This is a genomic window from Xanthobacter aminoxidans (genome assembly GCF_043193615.1).
GTDB lineage: Bacteria > Pseudomonadota > Alphaproteobacteria > Rhizobiales > Xanthobacteraceae > Xanthobacter > Xanthobacter aminoxidans.
The window spans coordinates 281,603-300,634 of sequence record NZ_JBAFUS010000005.1; the positions used below are offsets into that span (position 1 = coordinate 281,603).

Here is a 19,032-nt window from a genome sequence, read left to right on the forward strand (position 1 = left end):
AACCGGTGCCCACTTCGCTCGGAAACGCTCTGAGGCGGGGGCGGAGGCGTCAGGCCTCGACCGGCTCCACCTTCAGTGTCGCGCCATCGGTGCCGGTGACGCGCACGTCATGGCCGGCGGCGATATCCGGGCCTTCCACGCGCCACACCGTGTCGTCGATGCGCACCCGCCCGACCCCGCCGAGGATCGGCGCATCGAGGGTGAACACCCGCCCCACGAAGCCTTCCGGGCGGCGGTTCAGGAACGGCCGGTCGGAGGCCTTGCCCGGCGCCGGGCTGACGCGGCGGCCAACCAGCACCGCCACCACCGCCAGGGCGGCGAACACCAGCACTTCCACCTGCCACGCGAGTGCCACCGTGTAGGCGACGGCGCCGGTGACCAGCGCCGCGAGCCCGAGCCACAGCAGGAAGGCCCCCGGCGCCGCGATCTCCGCCACCAGCAGCACGCCGCCGAGCACGAACCACGCCCAGGGACCGAGTTGGGAGAGAAGGGGCACGGGCTCAGCCCTCCCGCGGCGGCACTGTCGCAGGCCCCGTCGGCCGGCGGCCGGGCGAACGCGGCGCGGGCGCGCCCTCGGTCCCGAATGCGCCCGATCCAAATGCCCCCTTGGCGATCTCGCCGATGCCGGCGAGGGAGGAGAGCAGCGCCGTGCCTTCATAGGGCATCAGCACCACCTTCTGGTTCGGCGCGGCGCCCATGGTCTCGAACGCCTTCACGTACTTCTCGGCGATGTAATAGTTGAGCGCGGCGGGATCGCCGTTCGCCACCGCGACGGACAGCATCTCGGTGGCCTTGGCATCCGCCTGCGCCAGCCGCTCGCGCGCCTCCGCATCGCGGAACGCCGCCTCGCGCCGGCCCTCGGCCTGCAGGATCTGGCCCTGCTTCTGGCCTTCCGCCTTGAGGATTTCCGACTGGCGCAGGCCTTCGGCCTCCAGGATGACGGCGCGCTTTTCACGCTCCGCCTTCATCTGGCGGCCCATGGCGTTCACGAGGTCGGCGGGCGGCACGATGTCCTTGATCTCGATGCGGGTCATCTTGATGCCCCAGGGCGAGGCCGCCGCATCCACCACCGTCAGCAGGCGCACGTTGATCTCGTCGCGGTGGGAGAGAAGCTGGTCGAGGTCCATGGAGCCCATGACCGTGCGGATGTTGGTCATGGTCAGCGCGAGGATGGCGGTGTCGAGCCGCGCCACCTCGTAACTGGCGCGGGCGGCGTCGAACACCTGGAAGAACACCACGCCGTCCACCGTCACGGTGGCATTGTCCTTGGTGATGACCTCCTGGCTCGGAACGTCGATCACCTGCTCCATCACGTTCACGCGGTTGCCTATGCGGTCGATGAACGGGACGATGAGGTTGAGGCCGGGCATGAGCGTCTTGGTGTACCGGCGGAAGCGCTCCACCGTGTACTGGTAGCCCTGCGGCACCGTCTTCACGCCGGAGAAGACCACCGCCACGGCCAGCACCAGCAGCACCAGCACGAACAGGTTGGGACCGATCTCGATCATGGGGCGCCCCTCAGCCGGCCCCCTGCGGCCGGTGGCGCATATGGCCATGGGGAAGGGGGCGGCGGCAAGGCGGGGGCACGCCGAAGGAACGGAAGGGGAAGATCCGGCGCGGTCCGATTCGCACGCGATTCGTTCGCGTGATGTTCCCGTCGGAGCTGGTGAAGCGTCCCGTTTCGGCACAGCACGGCCCATGCCGTTTCGTTGACGGCCCATGTCAGCCCATGATAACCCATAATTACCCATGAACAGGATGGACGGTCTCGGCCGTCACGCGGGCCGCCTTGAACGGCGCCCGTTGCAACACGAGGGCACCCGGGCGCCATGGACCGCTTCGTGTCCACCTACACGATGCGCCTCGACGCCAAGGGCCGGGTCTCCATCCCCGCGCCCTACCGCATGGTGCTGACCAAGGACGGCGCGGACGGCCTCTATTGCCATCCGAGCCTTGCGGAACCGGCGCTGGATGCCGGCGGCAACCGTCTGATCGGCGAGATCGACACGCTGATCGACAGCTACCCGCCCTATTCCGAAGCGCGCGAGGAGCTGGCCGCCGCGCTCTACGGCACCAGCGAGACGTTGCGCATCGATCCGGAGGGCCGGGTGGTGCTGACGGAGAGTTTGAAGGCCCACGCGGCGATCACCGATCAGGTGGCGTTCGTCGGGCTGGGGCACAAGTTCCGGATCTGGGAACCGGAGCGGCTGAAGGCACATCTCGCGGAGGCCACCCGACGGGTGCGCGAGTTGCGCCAGGCCATCGGCTCCCGAGCGGAGACCACGCGGAGCGAACGGACATGACGACGGGCCACGGGGTCGGCCCCGCCGACGCCGCTGGCGGACCGGCCCGTCATCTGCCGGTGATGCTTCGCGAGGTTCTCGCGCACCTCGCGCCGAAGGATGCCGGCCATTATGTGGACGGCACCTTCGGCGCGGGAGGTTATACCTCCGCCATCCTCGCCGCGGCCGACTGCCAGGTGCTCGCCATCGACCGCGATCCCACGGCCATCGCCGCCGGGCAGACGCTGGTGGAAGCCTCGGGCAAGCGCCTCCTCCTCGTGCAGGACCGCTTCTCGCGGCTCGACGAGATCGCCGCCGAGCAGGAGTTCGGCCCCCTCGACGGGGTGGTGCTGGACATCGGCGTCTCCTCCATGCAGCTCGACGAGGCGGACCGCGGCTTCTCCTTCCGCCGCGACGGGCCGCTCGACATGCGCATGGGCGCAGACGGGCTCTCGGCCGCCGATCTCGTCGCCACGCTGGATGACGTCCGCCTTGCCCACATCATCTGGACCTTCGGCGAGGAGCGGCATTCGCGCGCCATCGCCAAGGCCATCGTGAAGGCGCGGGAAGAGGCGCCCATCACCCGCACGGCGCAGCTCGCCGAGATCGTCTCGCGCGTGGTGTGGGCCAAGCCCGGCGAGATGCATCCCGCCACCCGTACCTTCCAGGCCCTGCGTATTGCCGTGAACGAGGAATTGTCGGAGCTGGTGGAGGCGCTGGCCGCCGCCGAGCGGGCGCTCAGGCCGGGGGGGCGGCTGGTGGTCGTCACCTTCCATTCCCTTGAGGACAGGATCGTTAAGACTTTTCTGTCACACCGGTCCAAGGCACCGTCCGCCTCGCGCCATCAGCCGCAAGCGGAAGGGCCGGAGCCCTCCTTCCGCCTCGTGGCGAAGGGAGCCGTAGAGCCCGGTCCCGACGAAGTGGCAGGCAACCCGCGCTCCAGGTCCGCGAAACTTCGCGCGGCCGAGCGCACGGACGCCCCGGCGCATCCGGGCGGTGACCTGATGGGGCTGCTTCCGCCCCCATCACCGCAACGCGCAGGGCGGAGACGCTAGTCGAGATGTTTCGGGTCGCCAATGTCGTGATGGTCGTCGCGCTTCTGGTGACCGCCGCGGTGGTCTACCAGCTCAAGGTCTCGTCCACCGCCGAGGCCGAGCGGCTCGCCACCCTGCGCACCCAGATCCGCAAGGAGCGCGATTCGATCGCGCTGATGCGGGCCGAATGGGCGCGCCGCACCTCGCCCATCTATATCCAGGGCCTCGCCGAGCGGCATCTCGACATGAAGCGGCTCGATGTCGATTCGATTTCCAGCCTCGATGACCTGCCCGCCAAGCCCGCCTCCGGCGGCGACGGCATCGGCGGCATGATCGAGGCGCTGGTGGACGCACCCCTCGTCACCTCCTCGGCCGGCTCCAAGCCCTCGGCCTCGACCACAGCGCCCACAAGCTCGGGCGGCGCCACCGTGCCGGCGACCTCGGCGCTGCGCCCGGCCAATGCGCCGGTGTCGAAGCCGGCCGCGAGCGCCTCCGCCACGCCTCGTCCCGCCGCGCCGCGCCCCCTGCCCCCCATGCAGCCGGCGCCGGCCGCCGCCGCTCCGGCGCCCGCCCCGCCCCCGGAGCCCACCAATCCCCTCGAAAAGCTCTCCGGATTCCTGGCCGGTTTCCGCTGACGAGGTCCGAAATGGCTGATCTGTCTTCCATCTCCGCCCGCCTCGCCCGCCTGTGGGCCGGCTTCGTCGCCGCCGTCGGTCCCGTGCTTCGGGATGCCGACGCCTCGTGCGCGGTGCTGCTCGATCGTCTCGGCGCCGGCAGCAAGGCCGCCGGCCGCGCCACCGCGCGCGGCTCAGCGCGGGCCGCCATCGCCAGCTGGAACGTGCTGTGGCCCTTCACCGTGGGGCTCGGACATCTCGGCTGGCGCGGCGTCCGCCATGTGGTGCGCGGCCTGTTCGGCCTCGACCGCGCCGATCCCGATACCGTCGCGCGCGGCCGCATCAAGCTGGTGATGCTGGCCTTCTGCGGCTTGTTCATCGCCATCGCGGTGCAGCTCTCCCACCTCGCCATGACGGCGGACGGCGGCGGCGGGCGCGGGCGTGGCTCGGACGCGGTTGCCTCCGCGCGTCCTGATATCATCGACCGCAACGGCGACATCGTCGCCATCGACGTGAAGTCCCCGTCCCTGTTCGCCGAGCCGCGCCGCCTCATCGATCCCGACGAGGCGCTGGAAGGCCTGCTCAAGGTGCTGCCCGACCTCGACGTCGAGGAAGCCCGCAAGCGCCTCAATTCCGGCAAGGGCTTCGCCTGGCTGAAGCGCGAGATCACGCCGGCGCAGATGCGCGCTATCCATCGCCTCGGCTTTCCCGGCATCGGCTTCCTGAAGGAAAACCGCCGCATCTATCCCGACGGCCCCATCATCTCCCACGTGATGGGCGGGGTGAACGTGGACAATCAGGGCATTTCCGGCATCGAGAAGTGGATCGACAGCCGCGGCCTCGCCGAACTGCATCTCGCCGGCTTTGCCACCGACCGCCAGCAGGAGCCGGTACAGCTCTCCATGGACGTGCGCGTGCAGCACGCCGTGCGCGACGAGCTGGTGAAGGCGAAGAACAAGTTCCAGGCGCTGCACGCCATGGCCGTCGTGACCGAGGTGAACACGGGCGAGATCATCTCGCTGGTGTCGATCCCCGACTTCGACCCCAACACGTCAGGCAATCCCAAGGACGACGCCTATCTCAACCGGCTCACCACCGGCGTCTACGAGATGGGCTCCACCTTCAAGGCGCTGTCCTTCGCCATGGCGCTCGATTCGGGCAAGATCGGCCTGAACTCGACCTTCGATGCGCGCGGTGCGCTGCATTTCGGCAAGTTCGCCATCCACGACTACCACGCCGAGAACCGCGTGCTCACCGTGCCGGAGATCTTCCTCGTCTCGTCCAACGTGGGCACGGCGAAGATGGTGCTCTCCCTCGGGGTGGAGGCGCACAAGGCGTTCCTGAAGAAGATGGGCCAGCTCGACCGGCTCAAGACCGAGCTGCCGGAAAGCTCCGAGCCCATCGTGCCGAGGCGCTGGGGCGAATTGAACTCGGCCACCATCGCCTTCGGCCACGGCCTCTCCGTCGCGCCGCTGCAGGCGGTGATGGCGGTGAATTCCATGGTCAATGGCGGCTTCCTCATCCCGCCCACCTTCATCAAGCGGACGCCGGAAGAGGCGCAGAAGGTGGCGGTGCGCGTGCTGAAGCCGGAGACCTCGGACAAGATGCGCTACATCATGCGCCTCAACGCCGAGAAAGGTACGGCCACCAAGGCCGAGGTGCCCGGCTTCCTCGTCGGCGGCAAGACCGGCACCGCCGAGAAGGTGGTGAACGGGCGCTACGCCCACAACAAGCTGCTGACCTCCTTCACCGCCATCTTCCCCATGGACAAGCCGCGCTACCTCGTCCTCGTGATGTTCGACGAGCCCAAGGCGACCTCCGAGACCTATGGCTTCGCCACCTCGGGCTGGAACGCGGCCCCCACCGCCGGCAAGATCGTCGAGCGCATCGCCCCCATGCTCAACATCGCGCCGCGCCAGAACCTGCCCAATGCGGAGCAGCTGCTGCGCATGCCGCTCAAGGTCGCCGACCGCAACTGATGTCACCGCTGCGGGAGCACGTTACCGCCACCGCAGCGGCCGCCCGCGCGGGGTGACAACCGGGGCGGGCGAATGCCAAAAAGGGGTCCGATGACCACATATTCTCTCGGACAGCTCCTCGACGGCCACGCCCGCATCCTGACGCCCGACGGCGCCCAGGAGCCGATCACCGGCCTGTCCTCCGACAGCCGCCGCATCACGCCAGGCGATCTCTTTGTCGCCATCCCCGGCACCCATGCGGACGGCACGCGCTTCATCGCCGACGCCATCGCGCGCGGCGCCGCCGCCGTGCTGATGGAGCCGACCGCGCCGGCCCCCCTCCTGCCACCGCAGGTGGCCCTCGCCTTCACACTGGATGCCCGGCGCTCGCTTTCGCTGGCCGCCGCCCGCGTCTATCCGCGCCAGCCGAAGACCATCGCCGCCATAACGGGCACCGCGGGCAAGACCTCCGTCGCCTTCTTCCTGCGGCAGATCTGGGAGCGGCTCGGCCACCGGGCGGCGTATCTCGGCACCATCGGGCTGGTGAAGCCGGACGGCGCCACCTATGGCAGCCTCACCACGCCCGATCCGGTGGAACTGCACGCCACTCTCGACGCGCTCGCGGGAGAGGGCGTGACCCACATGGCGCTCGAAGCCTCCTCCCACGGTCTCGACCAGAAGCGGCTCGACGGCTTGCGCCTTTCCGCCGGCGGCTTCACCAATCTCGGCCGTGACCATCTCGACTATCACCCGACGATGGACGCCTATTTCCGCGCCAAGCTCCGCCTCTTCACCGAGGTGATGCCGTTGGATGCCGCCGCCGTGGCCGTCACCTCCGCCCCCTTCGCCGCAACCGCGCTCGCGTGGGCGCACACCCGCGGCCTCCGGCTCGTGCCCATCGGCGAGGGACGGGCGGACGGCATCGACATCGCCGCAGCGACGGGTTCGCCCGCAGGGCAGAAGGTATTGTTCGCGGACGGATCCAGCGCCGTGGTGCCGCTGGTGGGGCGCTTCCAGCTGGACAATGCCTTGCTGGCCGCCGGCCTCGCCATCGCCTGCGGCGCCGATCGCGCCGAGGCGTTCGCCGCCCTCGCCCACCTCAAGGGTGTTCCGGGCCGGCTGGAGCGCATCGGCGACGACCCGCGCCGGCCGGTGTTTGTGGACTACGCCCACAAGCCGGAAGCCTTGGCCACCGTGCTCGATACCCTGCGCGCCGCCATTCCCGGCCGGCTCGTGGTGGTGGTCGGCTGCGGCGGCGACCGCGACCGGGGCAAGCGCCCCATCATGGGCGCCATCGCCGCCATGAAGGCGGACGTGGTGATCGTCACCGACGACAACCCGCGCAGCGAGGATCCGGCGGCGATTCGCGCAGAGGTATTGGAAGGTGCCCGGGGCGCCGGCCGCGGCGATGTGCGCGAGATCGGCGACCGGGCCGAGGCGATCCGGGCGGGCGTCGCCCTCATCGAAAGCGGGGATGCGCTGATCGTTGCCGGCAAGGGTCACGAAACCGGCCAAATCATCGGCGACCGGACATATCCATTCTCGGATGCGGCGGAAGTCCTCGCCGCCCTCAAGGAGGTCGCGGCATGAATGCGGGTGCGGGTACGGCAGAACAGGAAGGCCGGGTGCTCCACACCGTCGCGGAAATGGCGGCGGCCATGGGGGCGGAGGTACGCGGCGCGCCGCGCGATGCCACCGGCATCTCCATCGACAGCCGCTCGCTCGCCCCCGGCGACACCTTCTTCGCCATCGCCGGCGAGAACAGCGACGGCCACGCTTATGTGGGCAAGGCGCTGGACGCCGGGGCCTCCGCCTGCGTGGTGGCGCGCGACAAGGCGGACCAGTTCCCCGCCGATGCCCCCCTCCTCGTGGTGGACGACGTGCTCGCCGCCCTGACCGACCTTGCGCGCGCCAGCCGTGCGCGCTCGAAGGCCGGCATCGTCGCGGTGACGGGATCGGTGGGCAAGACCACCACCAAGGAAGCGCTGCGCATCGCGCTCGGCGCCGACGGCGAGACCCATGCGTCCGCCGCGTCCTACAACAATCACTGGGGCGTGCCCCTCTCCCTCGCCCGGCTGCCGCGCGAGGCGCGCTACGGCGTGTTCGAGATCGGGATGAACCATCCCGGCGAAATCACGCCGCTGGTGAAGCTGGTGCGCCCGCAGGTCGCCATCATCACCACCGTGGAGCCGGTGCACATCGCCCAGTTCTCAGGGATCGAGGAGATCGCCGACGCCAAGGCGGAGATCTTCCAGGGGCTGGAGCCGGGCGGCGCTGTGGTCCTGAACCTCGACAACCCGCTGTTTCCCCGCCTCAAGGCCGCCGCCGAGACGCTGGGCATCGACCGCATCGTCACCTTCGGCGAGACCGCCGGTGCCGACGTGCGGCTGAAGGAGGCGGCGCTGCAATCCTACTGCTCGGTGGGGGTGGCGGACGTGATGGGCACGCCCGTGACCTTCAAGGTGGGCATGCCGGGCCGCCACATCGTGCAGAACATGCTGGCGGTGCTCGCCGCGGCGAAGCTCGTTGGTGCCGACCTCGCGCTCGTCGGCCTCGCCCTCTCCCGCATGAAGGCGCCTCCCGGCCGCGGTGTCGCGCTGCGCCTGCAGGTGAAGGGCGGGCAGGCGACGCTGCTGGACGAAAGCTACAACGCCAACCCCGCCTCCATGCGCGCCGCCCTCGATGTGCTCAGCCGGACCCCGATAGGCCCACGCGGCCGCCGCATCGCGGTGCTCGGCGACATGCTGGAGCTCGGCCCCGACGGCGAGGCGCACCATGCCGAGCTGGCCGAGGCGATCCGCACGGCGAAAATCGATCTGGTGTTCTGCTGCGGGCCGCAGATGCACGCGCTCTGGCAGGCCCTGCCCTCGGAGCGGCGGGGCGGCTATGCGATCCACGCCTCCCACCTCGAGCCCATGGTGGCGTCCGCCATCCGGGGCGGTGACACGTTGATGGTCAAGGGTTCCAACGGCAGCCGCATGGGACCGCTGGTCAAGAGCCTCGCCGAGCGCTTCCGCGCCGCCGAGGATGCGCTGCTCGAAGGATAGAATTCAGATGCTCCAGTGGCTTGCCGATCTCCACCAGTCCTTCACAGCCTTCAACGTCTTTCGCTACATCACCTTCCGGACCGGCGGCGCCGTGGTGACGGCGCTGCTGTTCGTGTTCCTGTTCGGCCCGGCCATGATCTCCATGCTGCGGCTGAAGCAGGGCAAGGGCCAGCCCATCCGCACCGACGGGCCGCAGTCGCACCTGCTCACCAAGAAGGGCACGCCCACCATGGGCGGGCTGATGATCCTCGCCGGCATCGCGGTGGCGACGCTGCTGTGGGCGAACCTGTTCAACTTCTATGTCTGGGTGGTGCTGCTGGTGATGCTCGGCTTCGGCATGATCGGCTTCTATGACGACTACCTGAAGGTGACGAAGCAGACCCATAACGGGCTCTCCGGCAAGATGCGGCTCGCCATCGAGGCGGTGATCTCCGGCGTCGCCGTGGTCATCATCATGACCATGGGCAAGTCGGGCCTGTCCACCTCCGTGGCCTTCCCCTTCTTCAAGGACCTGCTGCTCAACCTCGGCGTCTTCTTCGTGGTGTTCGGCGTGTTCGTCATCGTCGCGGCCGGCAATGCGGTGAATCTCACCGACGGCCTCGACGGCCTCGCCATCGTGCCGGTGATGATCGCGGCCGGCACCTTCGGCCTCATCGCCTATCTCTCCGGCAACGTGCGGTTCGCCGATTACCTGCAGATACACTACGTCGCCGGCGTCGGCGAGCTGGCCGTGGTCTGCGGCGCGGTGATGGGGGCCGGCCTCGGCTTCCTGTGGTTCAACGCCCCGCCCGCCCAGGTCTTCATGGGCGACACCGGCTCGCTCGCGCTGGGCGGCTTGCTCGGCACGGTCGCGGTGGCCACCAAGCACGAGATCGTGCTCGCGGTGGTCGGCGGCCTGTTCGTGCTGGAGGCGGTCTCGGTGATCGTGCAGGTGGCGTCGTTCAAGCTCACCGGCAAGCGCGTGTTCAAGATGGCGCCCATCCACCACCATTTCGAGCAGCTCGGCTGGACCGAGCCGCAGGTGGTGATCCGCTTCTGGATCATCGCCGTCGTGCTGGCGCTGGCGGGGTTGGCGACGCTCAAGCTGCGGTGAGAAGCGATATCGCCTAATCGAAAGGCCCGCGGGAGCACCTCCCGCGGGCCTTTTTCACGAGGTTACGCGGAAAGACGTCACCGCCCGCACGTATTGATGCCCAGCAGCGGATAGGCCGGGCAAAAGCGGAAGGCGGCGGTGAGCAGCATCACCACGCCCACGGCGCCGATCAGCCAGGTCCAATGCCCGAGCCCGGCCAGCGCCGGCACGGAGGGGGCCACGAAGGGCACCAGGATCAGCACGACCCCGGCGATGAAGCGCAGCACCCGGTCGATCCCACCCACGTTCGCCACCATCTCGCTCTCCCAATTCCAAGTTCAGCGGGCAAACCCAGCAAGCCTGCCCCGGCGGGGCGGGTCCACGATCCCGTTGGCTACATTCAACAGTATGAATGTCGAATCGGGCAAGCGGGGGATTTCCCTTAAGGCCGTCTGCCTGCGAAAGGGGTTCGCACTTTTTCGCATCATGCTCTAGACGGGAGCCCGGAGTGCATTGCCGCAACGGACGATTTTACTGCCATGATCCCCGTCACCGTCTTCAAAGATGCAACCGTCGCCCTTTTCGGGCTGGGTGGCTCAGGCCTTGCCACCGCAGAGGCGCTCAAGGCCGGCGGCGCCACCGTCGTCGCCTATGATGATTCCGAGGCCTCCCGCCGCAAGGCCGGAGAGGCGGGAATCCTCGTGCAGGATCTCCACGACATCGATTGGACCATCGTCCAGGCGCTGGTGCTCGCCCCCGGCGTGCCGCTCACCCACCCCGAGCCGCACTGGTCGGTGAAGCTGGCCCAGGCGGCGGGCGTCGAGATCATCGGCGACATCGAACTGTTCTGCCGCGAGCGGCAGGCCATCGCGCGCCGCTCGCCGTTCGTGGCCATCACCGGCACCAACGGCAAGTCCACCACCACGGCGCTCATCACCCACATCCTGCGCGTCGCCGGCCGGGACGTGCAGATGGGCGGCAATATCGGCACCGCCATCCTGTCGCTTGCCCCGCCGAAGCCCGGCCGGGTGCATGTGGTGGAGTGCTCCTCCTACCAGATCGACCTTGCCCCCGGCCTCGACCCCTCCGTGGGCGTGATGCTCAACATCACCCCGGACCATCTCGACCGGCACGGCACCATCGAGAACTACGCGGCGGTCAAGGAACGCCTCGTCACCGGCGTCGAGCAGACCGGCACCGCTGTCGTGGGCGTGGACGACGATTTCTCCGCCGCCATGGCCGACCGGGCAGAGCGCGCCGGCAAGCACGTGGTGCGCATCTCGGTCAGGCGGCCCCTGCCCGACGGCATCTGGCGCGAGGGTGAGACGCTCGTGGTGTCCGAAGGCGGCGCCGAGGTGTTCCGCCTGCCGCTGGGCGGCGTCGGCTCGTTGCGCGGGGCACACAATGCGCAGAATGCCGCCGCGGCCTATGCCGCCTGCCGCGCGCTCGGCGTCGCGCCGGAGGTCATCACTGTGGCGATGAAGCGCTTCCCCGGCCTTGCCCACCGCATGGAAGAGGTGGGCAACAAGGGCAAGGTACTGTTCGTCAATGATTCCAAGGCGACCAATGCGGATGCCGCCGAGCGCGCGCTGACGAGCTTCACCGACATCTTCTGGATCGCCGGCGGCAAGCCGAAGGCCGGCGGCATCGCCCCGCTCGCGCCCTTCTTCGATCGCGTCGCCAAGGCCTATCTCATCGGCGAGGCCGCGCAGGATTTCGCCGCGACGCTGGCGGACAAGGTGCCCCACGAGATCGTCGGCACCCTCGACAAGGCGGTGGAAGCCGCCGCGCGGGACGCCGAGGCGTCCGGCCGCGGGGATGCGGTGGTGCTGCTGTCGCCGGCCTGCGCCAGCTTCGACCAGTATCCCAATTTCGAGGTGCGCGGCGACGCCTTCCGCACGCTGGTGCAGGCGCTGCCGGGCATCCAGGCCCGCACGCAGTCCACCACGCCGGTGGCGCAGAAGGAGCCGCCCAAGGGCGGCGGCCATCCGCACGGCAACCCCCACGGCAACCCCCATGGCGGCGGACACCCCCACGGCGCCGGAGGGCACCCGGGGGGACATCCCGGCAAGGGACACCCCTGAGATCACCGAGGGTTCATCCGCCGACCTGCGCGGAGCGGGTATCCGACGGGCGGCGCACGGCCTTGTGGTTCAAGGCCTTCCGTGGCACGTGTGCATTGCACAATGGAGAAGTCGATGGCCGAGACCGGCACCCGCACGCCCCTGCACGCCCCGCCGCTGGTGGAAGGCCTCTCCGCCTTCGCGGGTGACTACGACCTGATCCTCTGCGACGTCTGGGGCGTGCTGCACAACGGCGTCGCGTCCTTCCCCGCCGCCTGCGAGGCGCTGACGAAGGTGCGGGCGGGCGGCGCGACGGTGGTGCTGGTCTCCAACGCACCGCGGCCCAACCGCTTCATCATGGGCATGCTCGACGGCCTTGGTGTACCGCGCACCGCCTATGACGCCATCGTCACCTCCGGCGACGTGACGCGCGACATGCTGGAGGCGCGGCCGGGCGCCCGCGTCTACCACCTCGGCCCCGCGCGGGACGTGGGCACGTTCGACGGGCTGGACCTCACCCTCGCCTCGCTTGAGGACGCGGACCTCGTGGTCTGCACCGGCCTCCTCGACGACGACGTGGAGACCCCGGAGGATTATGCCGACGCCCTCGCCGCCATGAAGGCGCGGGAGCTGCCCTTCATCTGCGCCAATCCCGACCTCGTGGTGGAGCGCGGCGACAAGCTGATCTTCTGCGCCGGCGCCATCGCCCAGGCCTATGAGCAGATCGGCGGCAAGGCCTATTGGTGCGGCAAGCCCTACCGGCCCATCTACGACACCGCCTTCGCCCGCGCCGAGGTGATCCGCGGCGAGGTGGTGGAGCGCGCCCGCGTGCTCGGCATCGGCGATGCGTTGCGCACCGACATCGCCGGCGCCAACGATGCGGGCTTCGACAGCCTGTTCATCTCCGGCGGCATTCATGCGCAGGAGCTGAAGTCCATCGACGGCGCCGTTCCCGACACCGAATCCCTCGCCGACCTCTTCACCGGCCACGCCCATCCGCGCGGCGTCATGCCCCGCCTCGCCTGGTAGCCGCGCCCGGGCGACATTCGGTTCCTTGAATTTGCCCGTGGTTTGACCGATCTCGAAGGCCGAATATCCTGTCCCGGTGCCGTCGAGGTTCCGGGCGTCCCGCCGAACACCAAGGCAAGGCTTGCGCCCGCCGATGACCGTGTCCCTTCCCCCTGACTTCGTGCTCGTCCACGGCCCCGAGCCCCTGCCGCCGGCGCTCAAGCGCCCCGTCATCGCCATCGGCAATTTCGACGGCGTGCATCGCGGCCATCAGGCGGTGTTCGCCGCGGCGCGGACCATGGCGGCCGAAGCGGGTGGGCCGGCGCTGGCGCTCACCTTCGAGCCGCACCCGCGCACCTTCTTCAATCCCGCCACCGCGCCCTTCCGCCTGACTCCGGCGGCCGAGAAACTGCGCCGCATCGCCGAGAGCGGCCTTCAGGGCGCCATCGTGCTCGATTTCGACGCCGCCCTCGCCGCCATGGAGGCGGAGGACTTCGTGCGCGAGGTTCTGGTCGGCCGCTACGGCGTCGCCGGCGTGGCGGTGGGCTTCGATTTCCATTTCGGCCGCCAGCGCGCCGGATCACCCGCCTTCCTCAAGGAAGCGGGAGAACGGCACGGCTTCGCCGTGACCGTAGTGGAGCCCATGCGCGATGAGAACGACGCGATTTCCTCCACCGCCGTGCGCCGGGCGCTGGCTTCGGGACAGGTGGGCCATGCCGCCCACATGCTGGGGCGCCCTTTTGCGGTGACGGCGGAGGTGATCCACGGCGACAAGCGCGGCCGTACCATCGGTTTTCCCACCGCCAATCTCGCCTTGCCGCAGGATCTGGAACTGGCCTTCGGCATCTATGCGGTACGCGCCATGACGCCCGCCGGCCGGTTCGACGGCGTGGCCAACTATGGCCGGCGCCCCACCTTCGACAATGGCCGGGCGCTGCTGGAAGTCCACTTGTTCGATTTTTCCGGCGATCTCTATGGCCAGCCCATCGAGGTGGAATTCCACGCCTATATCCGGCCCGAGCTGAAGTTCGACGGCATCGACGCGCTCGTCGCGCAGATCCGGGCCGATGCGCAGCAGGCGCGCGAGGTGCTGGCGCGGGAAGTCTGACGGATCGCCGGGTTAAGTTAGCCACACCTTAACCGGCTGGTCCCATTCTGGGGCGGATGACGAAAGCCGCCAGAAAAGACCGCAAAGCCGTGCCACCCGCACCTGCCGCTCCCCTTGCCGCTCCCCCGGAAGACCGCCGCTCGCCCTTCATCCGGCTGGCAGACCTCCTCGCGGGGATCGAGCCGGGGCGACAGCCGCTGAGCGCCGCCGTGGGCGAGCCGCAGCACGCCATGCCGGATTTCGTCGGCCCGGTTCTCACCAATAATCTCGCCGGTTTCGGCCGCTACCCCCGCGCCGAAGGCACGCCCACCTTCCGCGCCGCCGCCGCCCGCTGGCTGGCGCAGCGCTACAAACTGGCGAAGCCCTTGGATGCCGACCGCGAAGTGCTGGCGCTGAACGGCTCCCGCGAGGGCCTGTTCTCCGCCGCCATCGTCGCGCAGCGCCTCGCCGATCCGGCAAAGGGGGCGAACGGCAAGCCGGCCATGCTGCTGCCCAATCCCTTCTACGCCGCCTATGCCGCGGGCGCGGAGGCCGCCGGCTGCGAGGCCGTGGTGATGCCGACCACAAAGGAAAGCGGCTGGCTGCCGGACCTCGACGCGCTCGATCCGGACCTGCTGAAGCGGACGGTGGCCATCTACATCGCCTCCCCCGCCAATCCGCAGGGCGCCATCGCCTCCGCCGACTATCTCGGCAAGGCGCTGGAGTTGGCGCGCCGCAACGGCGCCTTCCTGTTCTCGGACGAGTGCTATTCGGAGATCTACCTCGGCGCGGAAAAGCCGGCCGGCATTCTCGAAGTGGCCGGCACCGACCTCACCCGCGTCGTGGCGTTCAATTCCCTCTCCAAGCGCTCGTCTTTGCCCGGCCTGCGCTGCGGCTTCTGTGCCGGCGATCCCGCCTTCCTGAAGGACTTCCTCGCCTTCCGCTGGGTGGCCGCGCCGCAGGTGCCGGAGCCCCTGCAGGCGGTGGCCGTGGCGGCGCTGGAGGACGAGGCCCACGTCACCCGCTCCCGCGACCTCTATGCCGCGAAGTTCGACCTCGCCGACCGCATGCTTGCCGGCCGCTTCGGCTATGAGCGGCCCGGCGGCGGCTTCTTCCTGTGGCTCGACGTGTCCCACCTTGCCGACGACCACCTCACCGGCGGCGAGGCGGCGGCGGTGAAGCTGTGGCGCGAGCAGGGCCTGCGCACGGTGCCGGGGGGCTATCTCGCCCGCCGCGACCTCACCGGGGCCAACCCCTCCGCCGGATTCCTGCGCGTCGCGTTGGTCCAGGATCTGCCCACCTGCGAGGAGGTGCTGAAGCGCCTCGTCGCTGCCCTCTGAAGGGAGCCGCGCCGATGCCCATGGCCCGCCGACGCCCGAAGGCAGCCGCCTCCGCCGATGCCGTCATCAACAGCCGGATGGACGCGCCCCACCACCATATGCCCCGGCTCGAACTGATCCCGGAGAGCATCCGGCTGGTGGTGCGCCGGCGCGGGCGGGAGATCGTCGGGACCGGACTGATCCTCGCGACGCTGATCTCCTTCGTCGCGCTCGGCACCTGGTCCGCGGCCGACCCGAGCCTGTCGAACGCCACCCATGCGCCGGTCACGAACCTCCTGGGACGGCCCGGCGCGATCATCGCCGATCTGCTGATCCAGCTGTTCGGGCTCGCAGCGCTGGCCGTGCTGCTGCCGCCGCTCTATGCCGGCTGGCGGCTCGTCACCCACCGCCCGTTCGCGCGCGAACGCCTGCGCATCACCTGCTGGCTCATCGGAGTGCTTGGCACCACGGCGTTCCTCGGCGCCATTCCGCAACCGGACCACTGGCCGGGCCTCACCGGCCTCGGCGGCGCCTTGGGCGATCTCTTTCCCCGCGCCTTCGGCGTCATGCGCGGCGGCGCGCTTGCGGCCCTTGATTCCATGCTGATCGGCACCGCCGGCCTCGCGATCGGGGCGGCAGGCCTGTTCTTCGCCTTGAGCGGCGGCCGGCGCACGCCCCTGAAGCTTGCCCCCGCCTCCGAGCTGCCGGGCGAGGTGGGCGACGAGGACGAGGAGGACGACGGCACCGCCGTTTCCCTCGGTGCCCTCACCCACACCTTCCTCTCGTGGAAGGCGCGCCTCTCCGGTGCCGGGCTCACCCGCCGCGCCGTCCCCGCCCCTGCCGCGTCGGCCGGGCGGGCGGAAGGCGCAGGCGAGCGTCAGGAGCCGCGTCTGGAGGGGGCCGGCGCCCCCGCGCCCCACGACGTTCCCGATGCCCCGCTGGATGCTGCCACCGAGAGCCCCGCCGCCCGCCGCCGCGCGGCCCGGCGCGGTGGCCGCCGCGCCGGCTACCAGCACCCCTCCCTCGACCTGCTGACGCCCGCGCCCCCCGCCAAGGCCCCGGCCATGAGCCCGGAGGCGCTGTCCGAGACCGCGCGCGAGCTGGAGACGACCCTGCAGGATTTCGGCGTGCGCGGCGAGATCGGTCAGATGCGCCCCGGCCCGGTGGTGACTCTTTACGAGCTGGAGCCGGCGCCCGGCATCAAATCGTCCCGTGTCATCGGCCTCGCCGACGACATCGCCCGCTCCATGAGCGCCATCTCCGCCCGCGTCGCCGTGGTGCCGGGCCGCAATGCCATCGGTATTGAGCTGCCGAACCAGAAGCGCGAGAAGGTGCTGCTGCGTGAGCTGATCGCCACCAAGGATTTCGGCGACACCGGGCACAAGCTCGCCATCGCGCTGGGCAAGACCATCGGCGGCGATCCGGTGATCGTCGACCTCGCCCGCATGCCGCATCTGCTCGTGGCCGGCACCACCGGCTCGGGCAAGTCGGTGGCCATCAATACGATGATCCTGTCCCTGCTCTACCGGCTGAAGCCGGAACAGTGCCGGCTCATCATGGTCGATCCCAAGATGCTGGAGCTCTCCGTCTATGACGGCATCCCCCATCTTCTTGCCCCCGTCGTCACCGATCCGAAGAAAGCGGTGGTGGCGCTGAAGTGGGCGGTGAAGGAGATGGAAGACCGCTACAAGAAGATGTCGAAGCTGGGCGTGCGCAACATCGACGGCTTCAACGCCCGGGTGAGGGACGCCAGCGAGAAGGGCGAATCCATCGCCCGCACGGTGCAGACCGGCTTCGACCACGAGACCGGCGAAGCCATCTACGAGCGCGAGGAGATGAACCTCGAGCCCCTGCCCTACATCGTCGTCATCGTCGACGAGATGGCCGACCTGATGCTCGTCGCCGGCAAGGACATCGAGGGCGCCATCCAGCGCCTCGCCCAGATGGCGCGCGCCGCCGGCATCCATCTGGTGATGGCGACGCAGCGCCCCTCCGTAGACGTCATCACCGGTACCATCAAGGCGAACTTCCCCACCCGCATTTCCTTCCAGGTGACCTCGAAGATCGACAGCCGCACCATCCTCGGCGAGATGGGCGCCGAGCAGCTGCTGGGCCAGGGCGACATGCTCTACATGGCCGGCGGCGGCCGCATCAGCCGCGTCCACGGCCCCTTCGTCTCCGACGAGGAGGTGGAAAGCGTGGTGAAGCACCTCAAGGCCCAGGGCGCCCCCGCTTATGTGGAGGCGGTGACCGCCGAGGATGCGGAGGACGAGGACGGCGACAGCGCCGTGTTCGACAAGGGCGGCATGGGCGACGAGGGCATGGACCTCTATTCCCAGGCGGTGGCGGTGGTGATGCGCGACCGCAAATGCTCCACCTCCTATATCCAGCGCCGGCTCCAGATCGGCTATAATCGCGCGGCTTCGCTGGTCGAGCGCATGGAGAACGAGGGCCTCGTCGGCTCGCCCAACCACGCCGGCAAGCGCGAGATCCTGCTGCCCGAGCAGGCAGCCGAATGAGCGTGCCGCGTCGTTTTCCCGCCTGAGCGGTTCCCGGTTCCGGTTGAAGCTTCGGCCCAACCGGAACAGAAGCGGCGCTGGGCGGTTTCTCCGGGCGTCGGCAAGGCCACAGGTTCGCCATAGCCCGGCCGCAAGTTGCGTATTAGACCCCTGTTCATCCGATCAGCCCGCGCGGGGCGGGATCGGAGCGTCGGGAATAACCTTCCTGCCAGCGACACGCCCTGCGCCAGAGATGCCCATGATGCTCATCCGCTCCGCCGCCACCCGATTTGCCCGCAGCCCGAAGCGCGAGACCCGCGCCCCGTCGGAGAAGGCGCGCCGCGCCGCCGCCGGCCTGCTGCTGGCGCTGGGACTGGCCGCGGCCAGCCCGGCCGGCGCCCAGACTGTGCAGCCCCCGGGCGACCTCATGCGGCCCCAGGGTCAGATGAAGGGCGCCGCCCCTGTGGCTGCGGCGCAACCGGCCGATGGCCGCGCGCCGAAGGCGACGGTGGACCGCGTCACCAACTACTTCAATTCGGTGCAGTCCATGACCGGCACCTTCACCCAGATCGATCCGGACGGCTCCAAGCGCACCGGCGACTTCTACATGCAGAAGCCCGGCCGCGTGCGCTTCGAATACGATGCGCCGAGCCCGGTGGAGCTGATCTCCAACGGCCAGTCGGTGGCCGTGCGCGACCGCAATCTCAACACCCAGGACATCACGCCCCTGTCGCAGACGCCGCTGCGTTTCCTGCTCGCGGAACGCATCGACCTCGGGACCGAACCGCACGTGACCGGCATCTTCCAGGACGACCGCTTCGTGACGGTGGTGATGCAGGAGACTGTGCCCATGTTCGGCACCTACCGGCTCCTGATCCTGTTCGATGCCAAGACCTCGGCCCTCAAGCAGTGGGTCGTTACCGACCCGCAGGGCTATGACACGCAGGTGTCCCTGTCGAACATCCAGGTGAACAAGCGCCCCGACCCGAAGCTCTTCGTCATCAATTTCGAGCGGATGCTGCAGTGAAAGCTGGGGACGACTGCCCGCTC

Annotated in this window: 16 protein-coding genes; 13 read left to right on the forward strand and 3 right to left on the reverse strand. The window is 69.4% G+C overall.

Features of this window, described 5'->3' with window-relative positions:
- Positions 1-49: 49 nt before the first annotated feature.
- The gene (locus V5F74_RS21805) at positions 50-496 is read right to left on the reverse strand and encodes an NfeD family protein (protein WP_029556309.1); all 447 of its coding nucleotides are present in this window, start codon (positions 494-496) and stop codon (positions 50-52) included.
- Positions 497-500: 4 nt separating this feature from the next.
- On the reverse strand, positions 501-1,508 hold the full coding sequence (locus tag V5F74_RS21810) for an SPFH domain-containing protein (protein ID WP_029556310.1): 1,008 nt from the start codon (positions 1,506-1,508) through the stop codon (positions 501-503).
- Positions 1,509-1,829: 321 nt separating this feature from the next.
- Between V5F74_RS21810 and V5F74_RS21815 the strand changes: the two genes are divergently transcribed.
- From V5F74_RS21815 to mraY, 7 genes are all read left to right on the forward strand, one after another.
- Complete coding sequence (locus tag V5F74_RS21815) at positions 1,830-2,303, forward strand: division/cell wall cluster transcriptional repressor MraZ (protein ID WP_024276549.1); 474 nt, start codon at positions 1,830-1,832, stop codon at positions 2,301-2,303.
- Entirely contained in the window at positions 2,300-3,337 is a 1,038-nt protein-coding gene (rsmH, locus tag V5F74_RS21820; RefSeq protein WP_394009963.1) for a 16S rRNA (cytosine(1402)-N(4))-methyltransferase RsmH, read from the forward strand. Before V5F74_RS21815 ends, rsmH begins: the two co-directional genes overlap by 4 nt.
- 5 nt (positions 3,338-3,342) lie before the next feature.
- Positions 3,343-3,951 (forward strand): cell division protein FtsL, encoded by a 609-nt coding sequence (gene ftsL / locus V5F74_RS21825; protein ID WP_051678897.1) that lies wholly within the window; start codon positions 3,343-3,345, stop codon positions 3,949-3,951.
- 11 nt (positions 3,952-3,962) lie between these two features.
- Positions 3,963-5,909 carry a peptidoglycan D,D-transpeptidase FtsI family protein gene (locus tag V5F74_RS21830; protein ID WP_245279299.1) on the forward strand — a complete coding sequence of 649 codons (1,947 nt, stop codon included), beginning with the start codon at positions 3,963-3,965 and terminating at the stop codon, positions 5,907-5,909.
- A gap of 90 nt (positions 5,910-5,999) precedes the next feature.
- Positions 6,000-7,478, forward strand: a complete 1,479-nt coding sequence (locus V5F74_RS21835) for a UDP-N-acetylmuramoyl-L-alanyl-D-glutamate--2,6-diaminopimelate ligase (RefSeq protein ID WP_394009964.1) — start codon at positions 6,000-6,002, stop codon at positions 7,476-7,478.
- Positions 7,475-8,935 carry a UDP-N-acetylmuramoylalanyl-D-glutamyl-2,6-diaminopimelate--D-alanyl-D-alanine ligase gene (locus tag V5F74_RS21840; protein ID WP_394009965.1) on the forward strand — a complete coding sequence of 487 codons (1,461 nt, stop codon included), beginning with the start codon at positions 7,475-7,477 and terminating at the stop codon, positions 8,933-8,935. Before V5F74_RS21835 ends, V5F74_RS21840 begins: the two co-directional genes overlap by 4 nt.
- A gap of 7 nt (positions 8,936-8,942) precedes the next feature.
- Entirely contained in the window at positions 8,943-10,028 is a 1,086-nt protein-coding gene (gene mraY / locus V5F74_RS21845) for a phospho-N-acetylmuramoyl-pentapeptide-transferase (RefSeq protein ID WP_029556316.1), read from the forward strand.
- A 77-nt stretch (positions 10,029-10,105) separates the two neighbouring features.
- Here the strand turns inward: mraY and V5F74_RS21850 are convergent, their stop codons facing one another.
- On the reverse strand, positions 10,106-10,324 hold the full coding sequence (locus V5F74_RS21850) for a YgaP family membrane protein (RefSeq protein ID WP_024276542.1): 219 nt from the start codon (positions 10,322-10,324) through the stop codon (positions 10,106-10,108).
- Between the two features lie 222 nt (positions 10,325-10,546).
- Between V5F74_RS21850 and murD the strand changes: the two genes are divergently transcribed.
- From murD to V5F74_RS21880, 6 genes are all read left to right on the forward strand, one after another.
- Positions 10,547-12,091, forward strand: coding sequence for a UDP-N-acetylmuramoyl-L-alanine--D-glutamate ligase (gene murD, locus V5F74_RS21855; RefSeq protein ID WP_394009966.1), 1,545 nt, complete (start codon positions 10,547-10,549; stop codon positions 12,089-12,091).
- A 114-nt stretch (positions 12,092-12,205) separates the two neighbouring features.
- Positions 12,206-13,099, forward strand: coding sequence for a TIGR01459 family HAD-type hydrolase (locus V5F74_RS21860; RefSeq protein ID WP_374253034.1), 894 nt, complete (start codon positions 12,206-12,208; stop codon positions 13,097-13,099).
- Positions 13,100-13,232: 133 nt separating this feature from the next.
- Complete coding sequence (locus V5F74_RS21865; RefSeq protein WP_394009967.1) at positions 13,233-14,186, forward strand: bifunctional riboflavin kinase/FAD synthetase; 954 nt, start codon at positions 13,233-13,235, stop codon at positions 14,184-14,186.
- A gap of 56 nt (positions 14,187-14,242) precedes the next feature.
- Complete coding sequence (locus V5F74_RS21870; protein ID WP_394009968.1) at positions 14,243-15,505, forward strand: aminotransferase class I/II-fold pyridoxal phosphate-dependent enzyme; 1,263 nt, start codon at positions 14,243-14,245, stop codon at positions 15,503-15,505.
- Positions 15,506-15,519: 14 nt separating this feature from the next.
- A complete protein-coding gene (locus tag V5F74_RS21875; protein ID WP_449361633.1) occupies positions 15,520-18,003 on the forward strand; it encodes a DNA translocase FtsK in 2,484 nt (827 codons plus the stop codon).
- Between the two features lie 238 nt (positions 18,004-18,241).
- Positions 18,242-19,009 (forward strand): outer-membrane lipoprotein carrier protein LolA, encoded by a 768-nt coding sequence (locus V5F74_RS21880; RefSeq protein ID WP_394009969.1) that lies wholly within the window; start codon positions 18,242-18,244, stop codon positions 19,007-19,009.
- The last annotated feature ends 23 nt before the right edge of the window (positions 19,010-19,032 follow it).

Excerpts from the sequence above, each read along its gene's own strand:
- V5F74_RS21860 (WP_374253034.1), top strand. The coding sequence starts at position 12,206 with ATGGCCGAGACCGGCACCCGCACGCCCCTGCACGCCCCGCCGCTGGTG.
- ftsL (WP_051678897.1), top strand. The coding sequence starts at position 3,343 with ATGTTTCGGGTCGCCAATGTCGTGATGGTCGTCGCGCTTCTGGTGACC.
- V5F74_RS21865 (WP_394009967.1), top strand. The coding sequence starts at position 13,233 with ATGACCGTGTCCCTTCCCCCTGACTTCGTGCTCGTCCACGGCCCCGAG.
- V5F74_RS21875 (WP_449361633.1), top strand. The coding sequence starts at position 15,520 with ATGCCCATGGCCCGCCGACGCCCGAAGGCAGCCGCCTCCGCCGATGCC.
- mraY (WP_029556316.1), top strand. The coding sequence starts at position 8,943 with ATGCTCCAGTGGCTTGCCGATCTCCACCAGTCCTTCACAGCCTTCAAC.
- V5F74_RS21815 (WP_024276549.1), top strand. The coding sequence starts at position 1,830 with ATGGACCGCTTCGTGTCCACCTACACGATGCGCCTCGACGCCAAGGGC.
- V5F74_RS21880 (WP_394009969.1), top strand. The coding sequence starts at position 18,242 with ATGATGCTCATCCGCTCCGCCGCCACCCGATTTGCCCGCAGCCCGAAG.
- V5F74_RS21840 (WP_394009965.1), top strand. The coding sequence starts at position 7,475 with ATGAATGCGGGTGCGGGTACGGCAGAACAGGAAGGCCGGGTGCTCCAC.
- V5F74_RS21850 (WP_024276542.1), bottom strand. The coding sequence starts at position 10,324 with ATGGTGGCGAACGTGGGTGGGATCGACCGGGTGCTGCGCTTCATCGCC.
- V5F74_RS21830 (WP_245279299.1), top strand. The coding sequence starts at position 3,963 with ATGGCTGATCTGTCTTCCATCTCCGCCCGCCTCGCCCGCCTGTGGGCC.
- V5F74_RS21870 (WP_394009968.1), top strand. The coding sequence starts at position 14,243 with ATGACGAAAGCCGCCAGAAAAGACCGCAAAGCCGTGCCACCCGCACCT.
- murD (WP_394009966.1), top strand. The coding sequence starts at position 10,547 with ATGATCCCCGTCACCGTCTTCAAAGATGCAACCGTCGCCCTTTTCGGG.
- V5F74_RS21835 (WP_394009964.1), top strand. The coding sequence starts at position 6,000 with ATGACCACATATTCTCTCGGACAGCTCCTCGACGGCCACGCCCGCATC.
- V5F74_RS21810 (WP_029556310.1), bottom strand. The coding sequence starts at position 1,508 with ATGATCGAGATCGGTCCCAACCTGTTCGTGCTGGTGCTGCTGGTGCTG.
- rsmH (WP_394009963.1), top strand. The coding sequence starts at position 2,300 with ATGACGACGGGCCACGGGGTCGGCCCCGCCGACGCCGCTGGCGGACCG.